This window comes from Kitasatospora sp. NPDC059327 (assembly GCF_042752535.1).
Lineage (GTDB): Bacteria > Actinomycetota > Actinomycetes > Streptomycetales > Streptomycetaceae > Kitasatospora.
Genome location: NZ_JBHYYB010000091.1, coordinates 1 through 10,798 on the forward strand (window position 1 = coordinate 1; position 10,798 = coordinate 10,798).

The 10,798-nt window shown below is 75.7% G+C and carries 11 protein-coding genes and 1 pseudogene; 2 read left to right on the forward strand and 10 right to left on the reverse strand.

The genetic code is table 11. The features are described 5' to 3' along the window. Window positions 1-341: 341 nt before the first annotated feature. The 5 genes and pseudogenes from ACFXHB_RS35455 to ACFXHB_RS35475 all read right to left on the reverse strand — a co-directional run bounded on the left by ACFXHB_RS35455 (window position 342) and on the right by ACFXHB_RS35475 (window position 4,290). Complete coding sequence (locus tag ACFXHB_RS35455; protein ID WP_380579537.1) at window positions 342-2,570, reverse strand: restriction endonuclease; 2,229 nt, start codon at window positions 2,568-2,570, stop codon at window positions 342-344. Between the two features lie 142 nt (window positions 2,571-2,712). Further along, window positions 2,713-2,850 carry a hypothetical protein gene (locus ACFXHB_RS35460; protein WP_380579539.1) on the reverse strand — a complete coding sequence of 46 codons (138 nt, stop codon included), beginning with the start codon at window positions 2,848-2,850 and terminating at the stop codon, window positions 2,713-2,715. Window positions 2,851-2,882: 32 nt separating this feature from the next. Beyond that, window positions 2,883-3,125, reverse strand: a pseudogene (locus tag ACFXHB_RS35465) (alcohol dehydrogenase catalytic domain-containing protein); the annotation flags it as partial. 103 nt (window positions 3,126-3,228) lie between these two features. Further along, window positions 3,229-3,915 carry a maleylpyruvate isomerase N-terminal domain-containing protein gene (locus tag ACFXHB_RS35470; protein WP_380579541.1) on the reverse strand — a complete coding sequence of 229 codons (687 nt, stop codon included), beginning with the start codon at window positions 3,913-3,915 and terminating at the stop codon, window positions 3,229-3,231. Window positions 3,916-4,002: 87 nt separating this feature from the next. Then, complete coding sequence (locus tag ACFXHB_RS35475) at window positions 4,003-4,290, reverse strand: hypothetical protein (RefSeq protein ID WP_380579543.1); 288 nt, start codon at window positions 4,288-4,290, stop codon at window positions 4,003-4,005. A gap of 171 nt (window positions 4,291-4,461) precedes the next feature. On the opposite strand from ACFXHB_RS35475, the gene ACFXHB_RS35480 reads away from it, so the two are divergent. After that, on the forward strand, window positions 4,462-5,388 hold the full coding sequence (locus ACFXHB_RS35480; RefSeq protein ID WP_380579545.1) for a DUF2797 domain-containing protein: 927 nt from the start codon (window positions 4,462-4,464) through the stop codon (window positions 5,386-5,388). A gap of 47 nt (window positions 5,389-5,435) precedes the next feature. Here the strand turns inward: ACFXHB_RS35480 and ACFXHB_RS35485 are convergent, their stop codons facing one another. From ACFXHB_RS35485 to ACFXHB_RS35505, 5 genes are all read right to left on the reverse strand, one after another. Beyond that, window positions 5,436-5,738 carry a hypothetical protein gene (locus ACFXHB_RS35485; RefSeq protein WP_380579547.1) on the reverse strand — a complete coding sequence of 101 codons (303 nt, stop codon included), beginning with the start codon at window positions 5,736-5,738 and terminating at the stop codon, window positions 5,436-5,438. Continuing rightward, window positions 5,735-5,899 (reverse strand): hypothetical protein, encoded by a 165-nt coding sequence (locus ACFXHB_RS35490; protein ID WP_380579549.1) that lies wholly within the window; start codon window positions 5,897-5,899, stop codon window positions 5,735-5,737. The genes ACFXHB_RS35485 and ACFXHB_RS35490 overlap by 4 nt, the downstream gene beginning before the upstream one ends. A 218-nt stretch (window positions 5,900-6,117) precedes the next feature. After that, window positions 6,118-6,855 carry a succinate dehydrogenase/fumarate reductase iron-sulfur subunit gene (locus ACFXHB_RS35495; RefSeq protein WP_380579551.1) on the reverse strand — a complete coding sequence of 246 codons (738 nt, stop codon included), beginning with the start codon at window positions 6,853-6,855 and terminating at the stop codon, window positions 6,118-6,120. Next, entirely contained in the window at window positions 6,852-8,798 is a 1,947-nt protein-coding gene (locus ACFXHB_RS35500; RefSeq protein WP_380579553.1) for a fumarate reductase/succinate dehydrogenase flavoprotein subunit, read from the reverse strand. Before ACFXHB_RS35500 ends, ACFXHB_RS35495 begins: the two co-directional genes overlap by 4 nt. Further along, the gene (locus ACFXHB_RS35505) at window positions 8,795-9,499 is read right to left on the reverse strand and encodes a succinate dehydrogenase cytochrome b subunit (protein ID WP_380579555.1); all 705 of its coding nucleotides are present in this window, start codon (window positions 9,497-9,499) and stop codon (window positions 8,795-8,797) included. Before ACFXHB_RS35505 ends, ACFXHB_RS35500 begins: the two co-directional genes overlap by 4 nt. A gap of 120 nt (window positions 9,500-9,619) precedes the next feature. Here ACFXHB_RS35505 and ACFXHB_RS35510 point away from each other — a divergent pair, with 120 nt between their 5' ends. Beyond that, window positions 9,620-10,552 (forward strand): LysR family transcriptional regulator, encoded by a 933-nt coding sequence (locus ACFXHB_RS35510; RefSeq protein ID WP_380579557.1) that lies wholly within the window; start codon window positions 9,620-9,622, stop codon window positions 10,550-10,552. Window positions 10,553-10,798 lie beyond the last annotated feature (246 nt).

A 10,798-nucleotide genomic window follows, 5' to 3' on the forward strand; every position in this document is an offset into this window, starting at 1 on the left:
GTCGAGGGCGACGACGCGGGTCTCCCCGTCCCCGTAGACCTTGTTGAGGCCGGTGGCGCGGGCGGCCGCCCGGCCGGTACGGACGGCGGTTGCGGACATCGTCACGGGGGAACTCCTGCGGGGACGGAACGGATGATCGGGTTCCGTTCCATCCTCCCAATCGGTCCGGGTCCGCTTTGTCGCCCGCGGGGACGGCGGCCCCCCGCCGTCCCGGCGGCCCGGCGGGGGGATCGGTCCTCCTCAGGTATGACACCGGCCCCGAGGCCCGCGCCGAGGGGCGGCGGCCGGTCGCTCGACCGCGACAGTTCGGCCGGTCGCTCGACCGCGACGCCCGGGCCGGGCTACTCGACCGCGACGCCCCAGCGTTGGGCGAGCCCGGCCAGCCCGCCGGCCACCGCCGCCCCGGCCGGGGTGAACTGCCATCCGCCGCCGGTGCGGTGGAACGAGCCGATCACCAGCGCGGTGTCCGGGACCCCGGCGGTGGTGGCCGTCCAGCGCTCCGGTCCGGCGGCGCCCGGGCCGAACGCGGTGGCCACGGCCAGCCCGTGCACATAGCCGAGCGGCAGCGCGGGCGGCTCCTCCTCCTCGGTGGAGACCGTGACCGCGACCTCGTCCACGTGCGCGGCCAGCCGGCCGAGGTGCAGGCTGAGTTCGGCCTCCCGGACGGGTTCGCCCGGCTTCGAGCGGGTGGGGTGCAGGCGGACCGCGCCGTCCGGGTCCTGCGGGTTGTTGAAGAAGACGAAGTGCTCGTCGCTGACCACCCGGCCGCCGGCGCAGAGGAAGGCGGAGACGTCGAGCTCCACCGCGTCGCCGCCGGCCGTGCGGCTCTGCCAGGAGAGCCGCACGCTGGTGGGGCGGTCCTCCGGCTCCGCGTCGCCGGCCCCGGCGGACGCCCCCCGGGGGGACCGGTCGGCGGACCGGTGGGCGTCGTCCGCGGAGCCGCCGCCCCCGGCGCGGGCCGCCGCGCCCGTACCCGCACCGCCCGCGCCCGCACCGTCGCCGAGCCGCCCGCGCAGGCCCTGTTCGGCGAGCAGCTCGACCAGCTCCGGCCCGCTCACCAGCGTCAGCGGCTTGTTGCGGATGTACTCGTAGGAGCCGGGCCCGAAGCCGGCCGTGGTCACCAGGATGCCCTTGATCGCGCCGTGGTGGCGCACCGTGGAATCGAGGTCCCGGACGGCGGTCGGCGAGACCGTCGAGCGGTAGCGCTTGGCCTGGATGACGATCCGTCCGCCGGTCACCGGGTCGAGGTCCTCGGCGACCACGTCCACCCCGGCGTCCCCGCTGCGCGCGGTGGTCATCACCCGGAAGCCGCGCAGCCGGAACAGTTCGGCGATCAGCTCCTCGAACTCGATCGGGTCCATCGCGAAGAGGTCCGGCTCGTCCTCGCCGCCCTGCCCGGCGAGGCTGCCGCCGACCGTCTCCGGCAGTCGGTCCGGCCGGACCTCGTCCAGCCGCTCGGGCCGGGCCGACAGGACGCCGCCGAGCCCCTGGAAGCACTCCACGGCCGCCACCCGGTCCAGCGCCAGCCCGGCGAACTCGGGCCGGTCCACGGTGACCGTCGACAGGAACCGCTCGGCCTCCCGGCCGGTCGCCGGGTCGATGCCGTGCACGAAGCCGTTCAGCACCACGGACGCCAGCAGCCCGTCCGCGTCCGCGCGGAAGAGCTCGGTCACCACCCGCAGCGCGCTCTGCGCCAGGACCTCCCGGTAGAGGGCCTTGCGCTCGGTGGCCGGTCGGGCCACCTCGGCCTCCCGGTCGTCCGACTTCACGTACCGCACCCGGGCGGCGGCCGGGACGACGTCCGCGCCGGGCAGTTCCCAGTTGACGACCAGTTGGCGGGTCGACGCCTCCCAGGCGGCCACCAGCCGGTGCGGGAAACCCTCCGGCCAGCCCGCCGAGGCGTACAGCACGGCGGTGAAGTACTCCTGCACCGCCGCCGGCTCACCGGAGCGCAGCCGGCGCAGCAACTCCTGCGTCCGGGTGGCCCGTTCCTCGTCCTGGCGGCGGTGCTGGGCGACCCAGTCCAGGTACTGCCCGTGGTACTCGGCCAGCCGGCGCTGCCGGTCCGCCTCGGCCGCCTGAGCCGCGTACCAGTCCTGTTCGAACCGGGCCCGGGCCTGCGCCAGGTACTGCTCGTACTGCTGCCGGACCCCGGGGTTGCGGGCCTGCACCGGGTCGGGCGGCGGCACCTGGTAGTGCGCCTGATCGGGCATCGGCACCGGCTCGCCGAGCCGGCCCGGCTCGAAGGGCGGGAGCGCACGGGGCGCCAGCAGGGCCTGCGGGCTGAACGCCGCCCGGCCCAGCCCGGCCGCCAGGAGCCCTCTCAATTCCTGCACCTTGCCGTCGAGTTCGGCCGTCTGCCGAAGCGCCTCCGCCTCCCGCGACTGCTGGTACGCCCGCAAAGCCTCGCGTTCGCCCCGGGCGGCCGCCCGCTGGGCCTCGCGCTCCTCGCGTTCGCGCCGGCGCTGCTCGGCCGCCTGGGCGCGCCACCGGGCTTCCTCCCGGCGCTGTTCCTGTCGCTGCGTCTCCGCCCAGACCGCCAGCACACCGTCGTTCCGCCGCCCCGCCACCGTCCACCCCTTCGCCTCGCGCCCGGCCGCGCCCGCGCGCCGCCTCCCGGCCGCGCCGCCGCCGCGCCCGCCACAATAGAACGTGGACGGGGGAACCGGCCAAGCGCCCATGACCTGCGACGGCGTCCGGGGCGGTCCGGTGTCACCCGGCCACCCGGATCACGACCTTCCCGACGGTCTCCCGGGCCAGGAAGTGCGGGTAGGCGTCCGGCGCCTCGTCGAAGCCGAACTCCCGCCCGATCGCCGGGCGCAGCCCGTGCTGCCCGACCGCGCGGAGCATCGCCTCCAGGTCGGCCCGGCTGCGCGGTCGCCCACCCGGAACCGGGTCACCCGCGCACCGACGGAGACCCCCTCGCCGGCGCCGTCGGAGAGGGGGACCACGCCGGGCCGGGCCGGGAGCGGGTAGCGGCCGGAGCGGATCAGGGCGTCGCGTCGGTTGAGCGCGGCGGCGCGCACGTTCACCAGGGCCTCGGTGGGTCCGGGCTCGGCCGGCTCGCCGTGGTGCGGGGTCAGGCCGTCGGGGCGGCCGGGACTGTCGAGACGGTAAGCGCGCATGGCGGTCCGCTTCCGCCGGGGTCGCGCCGGAGGTCCCCGGCTCCGGCCGATCCTGGCCGGATCCGGGCACCGCGCCAATTCCCGGCGGAGGGAATGCCGGGGGCTACCCGGCGGCGCGGACCTCCGCGTACCAGCGCCAGTCGGTGCGCCGGGGGCGGCCCGGGAGCTCGCCGCGGCCGGTGGCCCAGAGCAGGGTCGGCCAGGGGCCGGCGGCCGGGTCGAGCGGTACGTCGGGGAAGAGCCGGGCGAGCGTGCGGTGGCAGACGCCGGCCGGCGGCTCCCAGCGGAGACCGAGCCCCTGGGTGACGTCGTGCAGGTGGACCAGCGTCTCCACCAGGCTCATCGCCGTGAACCCGGCCGGGTCGGCGAGGCCCCACGGGTGGTGGGCGCGGGTGTCCGGCGCGGCCGTGCGGGCCATCGCGACCATCAGCGCGCCGCTCGCCTCCAGGACCTGGACCAGCCCGGCCGGGCCGCTGTCGCGCCGCGCGTAGACGAAGCTGTTCGGCGCGCCCGGGGACAGCCGGACCGAGCGGAACGGCACGTAGTGGTCCCGCGGCGGGCGCCGCGGGCCGAGCTGGGCCGCGTAGGCGACCAGGTCGTCGGCCAGGTGCTCGACGGTGGTCCAGCAGTCCCAGCCGAGCGCCCCGGCGGGCCGGGACCAGTCGGCGTCGGCGGGCGCGCCGTCCAGGGCCTCGGCGGCGAGCCGCAGGACGAGCGCGAGGTCGTCGGGGGTGACCGGGCCGGGGGTGCGGTCGGGAGCGGGGTTCGGCCCGTGGGCGCTGTCGATCATGGCCGGACCGTACCCCGTCCCGCGGCCGCCGCTCGATGCCCCCGGGGGTACGGCGGGCGGCCGCGCGCCGTCCCGCCGGGTGCCCGGTCAGGCGGTCAGGGCGTCGGTCAGCCCGACGAGGACGCCGCACACCTCGCGCGCGGCGGCCCGCATCTCCTCGCTCTCCCCGGGCCGTCGCACGAGGTCGGCCAGGATCAGCAGAGCGGCGCGCAGGGCGCCCACCGGTACCTCGACGGTACGCAGCGCGTCCAGGGCGTCGGAGGCCAGCTCGGCCGCGCTGCTGTCCCACGACTGCGTCAACTCCGCCGTCCGCGGGGTGCCTTCGGGCGGAGCGGAGACGATGTGCAGGACTCGGGGCGGGTTCGGATGGCTCATGCCCGGAGCAACGACGGGAGGCCCCGGCCGGATGCCACGCGTACGGGTGATCACCGCTTCGGGCGCGGACCGGCGGGGCGGGCCGGTGGCGCGCGGGGTGGTTCGGGCACGGCCCGTCGGCGCACTGTCGGAGGCAGCGGGTAGCCTCGCTGGTTCGGACGGGAGGTGGGCGTGAACGTACCGCGGCAGGCGGCCGGCGGCTGGGTCTGCACCGGGTTGCACTGGCACGACGGGCAGCCGGTGCTCACCGCGGTCCAGGGGCGGCGGGTGCACGAGCGGGTGGTGGAGCCGGGCACGGAGGTCGGGTGGCTGCTCGCCGGCCCGCGCCGCTGCACCGGCGCCTGGCTCGTGGGGGCGACCGAGCGCACGCCCTGCCCGCACCACGCCGTCATCGAGCCGGACGGCGGCGCGGTCCAGTGCGCCGCCTGCCAGAGCGTCGACCGCGGGCTGGCGCTCGCCCGGGACCAGATCCTCGACGACGGGCGCACCTACCGGCTCTACCTGGCCTGGTTCGGCGCGGGGCTGCTGAAGGTCGGCCTGACCGCCGAGCAGCGCGGTACCGCCCGGCTGCTCGAACAGGGTGCGCTCGCCTGGACGTTCGCCGCCCGCGGGGCGCTGCCCGCCGTCCGCCGGGCGGAGCTCACCGTGGCCGCCTCGGGGCTGGCCCGGGAGCGGTTCACCGGCCGGGTGAAGACGCCGCACTGGTGGCGCCCCGGCGACGCCGCCGAGCGCCGCGCGCTCCTCGCCGATGCCCGCTCGCGCGCCCATCGGCTGCTCGACGGGCACGGGGTGGAGCTGCTGCCCGACCACCCGGTGGTGGACCACGTCGGGATCTACGGGCTGGCCGAGGGCGCGCCCGCGGTCTACGGGCGGATCGACGCCCTGGCGCCCGGCGCGGTGGTCGCCGGGCGGCTGCGGCCGCCGATCGGGCGGTACCTGCTGCTCGACCAGCCGGAGGGCGCCGAACCGCTGCTGCTGGACACCCGCCGGCTCACCGGCTGGACGCTCGGCCCGGTGGCCGGCCGGCCGTCCTCGGGCCTGACCGTGAGCCCCCGGGCGCGTCCGGAGGAGCCGGACACCCAGGAGGCGCTGTTCTGATCGGCGGGCGGGTGGGCAGGCGGCCGGGCGGGCCGGGACGGCCCGGCTCAGGCCAGCTTGGTGCGCACCGCGCCCGGACCGGACCGCGCCCGGCGCGACAGCGGTGGCCGGGACGGCCGGACGTCCACCCGCGCGGGCCCGGTCTCGTCGGCGGCGCGGCGGGCCAGTGCGGCCCGGGCCCCGGCCAGCGCGACCCGCGCCAGCAGCGGGTCCTCACGCAGCCCCGCCGCCCGGTTCAGCGCCTGGCAGGGGGCGCACCAGAGCGCCGACGCGGGCCCGTCCGGGTACACCATGCTCTCCGGCGGCAGGTAGTGACCGCCGCATTCGACGCACTCGAAGACCAACCTCATCCGACGATCACCGTCCCGGATCCGTGGCACCGACCGCACGGCGACCAGAAGGTGTTGAGCTTCGGCACCATGCTCCCTTCCTCGTCCAGTTCGACCGTGGCCTCGGTCTTCTGCGTCCCCCCGGACCCGCCACACCCGGAGCAGGACTGAACCTCGGGCATATGACCCTCCTTGGCGCGGGGACCACCGTAGCGCGAATTCCCCGCGTACAGCACCGGTCCTGAGCAACCACCACCCGTGCGGGGCGCGCACGCCGGCCCCGTACGCCCCGCCGGCCCGGCAGGCCCCGACAGGTGTTCGGTCCGGTCTCCGGGCACGCGCGGGTGGTGGTCGCTCAGGACCGGAGGGGCCCACCGCGCGCGCCCGGGCGGCGGAGCGGTCAGCCGGCCGCGCCGCGGAGGAACTCCCGGTTCATCGCGGCGATGCTGGGCAGCGGGATGCCCTTGGGGCAGGCGGTGGCGCACTCGCCGGTGTTGGTGCAGCCGCCGAAGCCCTCGGCGTCCATCGTGGCGACCATGTCGCGCACCCGGGACCGGCGCTCGGGCGCGCCCTGCGGGAGCACGTTGAGGTGGACGACCTTGGCGGAGGTGAAGAGCATCGCCGAGCCGTTGGGGCAGGCGGCGACGCACGCACCGCAGCCGATGCACTCGGCGTGCTCGAAGGCGGTGTCGGCGACCTCCTTGGGCACCGGCGTCGCGTGGGCGTCGGGGGCGCTGCCGGTGGGGGCGGTGATGTAGCCGCCGGAGCCGATGATCCGGTCGAACGCGGAGCGGTCCACCACCAGGTCCTTGACGACGGGGAACGCGGCGGCGCGCCAGGGCTCGATGTCGATCGTGTCGCCGTCGGTGAAGTGCCGCATGTGCAGCTGGCAGGTGGTGGTCCGCTCGGGGCCGTGGGCCTGACCGTTGATGACCATGCCGCAGGCGCCGCAGATGCCCTCGCGACAGTCGTGGTCGAAGGCCACCGGCGTGTCGCCGCGGGTGATCAGCTCCTCGTTGAGGGTGTCGAGCATCTCCAGGAAGGACATGTCGGGGCTGATCCCACCGACCTGGTAGGTGGTCATCGAGCCGGGGGTGTCCGGGCCCGCCTGGCGCCAGATCCGAAGGGTGAGGTTCACGCGTAGCTCCGCTGGGTGGGGTGGACGTGCTCGAAGTCGAGGTGCTCGCGGTGCAGGACGGGGGCGGTGCCGGTCTCGGTGAACTCCCAGGCGGCGGCGTACGAGAAGGCGTCGTCGCGGCGGGCCGCCTCGCCGTCCTCGGTCTGGCTCTCGGTCCGGAAGTGGCCGCCGCAGGACTCGGCGCGGTGCAGCGCGTCCAGGCACATCAGCTCGGCCAGTTCGAAGTAGTCGACCAGCCGGTTGGCCTTCTCCAGTGACTGGTTGAGTTCCTCGCCGGTGCCGGGCACCCGGATCCGGCGCCAGAACTCCTCGCGCAGCCGCGGGATCCGGTCGAGGGCGCGGCGCAGACCGGCCTCGTCGCGGGCCATTCCGCACTCGTCCCACAGGAGTGCGCCGAGTTCGCGGTGGAAGGAGTCCGGTGTCCGGTCGCCGCCGACCGCGAGGATCAGGTTCAGCCGGTCCGCCACCTCGGCCTCCACCGAGGCGATCTCGGCGTGGTCGGCCGGGACGGCGGGCAGCGGGTTGCGGGCCAGGTAGTCGTTGATGGTCGGCGGGAGGACGAAGTAGCCGTCGGCGAGGCCCTGCATCAGGGCGCTGGCGCCGAGCCGGTTGGCGCCGTGGTCGGAGAAGTTCGCCTCGCCGATCGCGAACAGGCCCGGGACGGTGGTCTGCAGGTCGTAGTCGACCCAGAGCCCGCCCATCGTGTAGTGGATCGCCGGGTAGATCCGCATCGGCACCCGGTACGGGTCCTCGGCGGTGATCCGCTCGTACATCTCGAAGAGGTTGCCGTACTTGGCGGCCACCGCGTCGCGCCCCAGCCGCTGGATGGCGTCGGCGAAGTCCAGGTAGACGCCCTGGCCGCCGGGGCCCACGCCGCGCCCTTCGTCACAGACGTTCTTGGCCGCCCGGGAGGCGATGTCGCGGGGCACCAGGTTGCCGAAGGCGGGGTAGATCCGCTCCAGGTAGTAGTCCCGCTCGGCCTCGGGGATCTCGGCCGGCGGCCGGGTGTCGCCCTTGGCCTTCGGCACCCAGATCCGGCCGTCGTTGCGCAGCGACTCGCTCATCAGGGTCAGCTTGGACTGGTGCTCGCCGGAGCGCGGGATGCAGGTCGGGTGGATCTGGGTGAAGCAGGGGTTGGCGAACCAGGCACCGCGCCGGTGGGCCCGCCAGACCGCCGTGGCGTTGGAGTTCTTGGCGTTGGTGGAGAGGTAGAAGACGTTGCCGTAGCCACCGGTGGCGAGCACCACCGCGTCGGCGGTGTGGGTGCTGATCTCCCCGGTCACCAGGTCGCGCGCGACGATGCCGCGGGCCCGCCCGTCGATCACCAGGAGGTCGAGCATCTCGGTGCGCGCGTGCATCTCCACGGTGCCGGCGGCGATCTGGCGCGACAGCGCCTGGTAGGCGCCGAGCAGCAGCTGCTGGCCGGTCTGGCCGCGGGCGTAGAACGTGCGGGAGACCTGGACGCCGCCGAAGGACCGGGTGTCCAGCAGGCCGCCGTACTCACGGGCGAACGGGACGCCCTGGGCCACGCACTGGTCGATGATCTCCACCGACACCTGGGCCAGCCGGTGGACGTTGGACTCGCGGGCGCGGAAGTCGCCGCCCTTGACGGTGTCGTAGAAGAGCCGGCGCACCGAGTCGCCGTCGTTGCGGTAGTTCTTGGCGGCGTTGATCCCGCCCTGGGCGGCGATCGAGTGGGCCCGCCGGGGGGAGTCCTGGAAGCAGAACTGGACGACGTGGTAGCCCTGTTCGGCCAGCGTCGCGCCGGCCGCGCCACCGGCCAGGCCGGTGCCGACCACGATCACGGTGTGCTTGCGCCGGTTGGCCGGGTTGACCAGCTTGGCCTCGAACCGCCGTTGGTCCCACCGCTGTTCGATCGGCCCGGCGGGGGCGCTGGTGTCGGCGACCGGGTCGCCGACGCGGTACTCGCTGTAGGGGGTCAACTCACCACTCCGGTCATCACGGCCACGGGGACGGACAGGAAGCCGACGGTCAGCACGAGCGCCAGGCCGTTGGCGGTCAGCTTCAACGCGCGGTCCCGGCGGGCGTTGTTGGCGCCGAGGGTCTGCGCGGCGCTCCAGAACCCGTGCCGGATGTGCAGGCCGAGGGCCAGCATCGCGACGATGTAGACCACGCAGCTGTACCAGTTCGAGAAGGAGGCCACGATGTTCTGGTACGGGTGCCCGTGCTCGGCGGCCGGGTTCACGGTGAGCGTGGTGAGGTCCAGGATGTGCCAGACGATGAACAGGGCCAGGATCACCCCGCCCCAGCGCATCGTCCGGGTCGCGTAGCTCGCCCGTCGCCGCTGGTGCACGTACTTGCTGGGGCGTGCCGCGAGGTCGCGCCGGCTGAGCTGGTACGCGGCCACGCCGTGCAGCCCGACGGCCGCCAGCAGCCCGACCCGGGCGATCCACAGGAACCACTCGTAGTGCAGGACCGGCTGCCCGAGGGTGCGCAGCCAGTGCGCGTACCCGTTGAGGTCGTCCGGGCCGAAGAAGACCTTGAGGTTGCCCAGCATGTGCGCGACCAGGTACAGCAGCATGACCAGTCCGCTGACGGCCATGACCGCCTTCTTGCCGACGGTCGACCGCCACAGGGTCACCAGGGTGGACGGATGCCGGGCCGTCCGAGTCGCGGTTGTCATGGCGACCACGGTAAGGACGGGTCCCACGGTACGTCCAAGACATGCCGCGGCTCACCACGATAGCCACTGGCTATGGTGCGCGCTGGGGTGCCCGCCGGGGTGTGCGCCTATCCTGGCCGGGTGCAGCTGCAGCAACTCCGCTACTTCCTCGCCGTCGCCGAGACCCGCCACTTCACCCGCGCGGCCGAGGCGGCGCATGTGGCGCAGCCCTCCCTCTCCCAGCAGATCCGCTCCCTGGAGCGGGAGTTGGGAGCTGAGCTGTTCCACCGCACCCGGGGCAACATCGCCCTCACCGACGCCGGGGACGCCCTGCTGCCGCTGGCCCGACGCATCCTCGCGGACACCGAGAGCGCCCGGCTGGCCGTCCAGGAGACGGTGCAGCTGCGCCGGGGCCGGGTCCGGCTGGGGGCGCCGCCGAGCCTGTGCACCAGCCTGGTCCCGGACGTCCTGCGGGTCTTCCGGGACCGCTACCCGGGGGTGGCGCTGGTGGTCCGCGAGGGCGGCTCGCGCGACCTGGTCCGGACCCTGGCGGCGGGGGAGCTGGACGTCGCGCTGATCATCACCCCGCCGAGCGGGGAGGCGGCGCCCGCCCTGGCCGTCACCGAGCTGCTGCACGAGGACCTGGTGCTGGTGGCCCGGGCCGCCACCGCCGGACGGCGCCGGCGGGCCCGGGTGGCGGAGCTGCGCGGCCGGCCGCTGGTGATGTTCCGGGAGGGCTACGACGTGCGGGAGGCGACCCTGGCGGCCTGCCGGGAGGCCGGCTTCGAGCCGGAGTTCGCGGTGGAGGGCGGGGAGATGGACGCGGTGCTGGGCTTCGTCCGGGCCGGGCTCGGGCCGGCCGTGGTGCCGGGCATGGTGGCGGCCCGCTCGGGGCTGGCCGTCACCCCGTTCGCCGGGCCGGGGCTGGGGCGGACGATCGCCGTCGCGCACGGCCACGAGGTGCCGCTCACCCGGGCCGCGGCCGCGCTGCGCGAGACCCTGCTGCGGCACCTGCGCGACGCGGCCCGGGCGGGCGAGCTGCCGCCGGGCACCCGCCTGCTGCTGGAGCCGTAGCCGGTCGCGGACCGGGACGGCGGGCCGGTGACCTGTGCCCAGGCGTGCGCCTCGCGGTTCGACGGCCCGCCGGCCGCCCGGGTGCGCCGCGCGCGAGCGGGAAGCGGACCGGTACGGTGGCCCGGTGCGGCGGGCCCGCCCCCCCCGCGGCGGGCCGGGCCCCCCCCCCCCCGGGCCAACCCCCCCCCCGCGCCCGCCGCCGCCCCGCCGCCCGCCCACGACCGGGTCTCGGACTCCCTCCAGCCC

What these genes read in the sequence shown, in the direction of transcription:
- ACFXHB_RS35460 (WP_380579539.1), bottom strand. Translation starts at nt 2,850, where the DNA reads ATGCTCCGCGCGGTCGGGCAGCACGGGCTGCGCCCGGCGATCGGGCGG.
- ACFXHB_RS35470 (WP_380579541.1), bottom strand. Translation starts at nt 3,915, where the DNA reads ATGATCGACAGCGCCCACGGGCCGAACCCCGCTCCCGACCGCACCCCC.
- ACFXHB_RS35475 (WP_380579543.1), bottom strand. Translation starts at nt 4,290, where the DNA reads ATGAGCCATCCGAACCCGCCCCGAGTCCTGCACATCGTCTCCGCTCCG.
- ACFXHB_RS35485 (WP_380579547.1), bottom strand. Translation starts at nt 5,738, where the DNA reads ATGAGGTTGGTCTTCGAGTGCGTCGAATGCGGCGGTCACTACCTGCCG.
- ACFXHB_RS35490 (WP_380579549.1), bottom strand. Translation starts at nt 5,899, where the DNA reads ATGCCCGAGGTTCAGTCCTGCTCCGGGTGTGGCGGGTCCGGGGGGACG.
- ACFXHB_RS35505 (WP_380579555.1), bottom strand. Translation starts at nt 9,499, where the DNA reads ATGACAACCGCGACTCGGACGGCCCGGCATCCGTCCACCCTGGTGACC.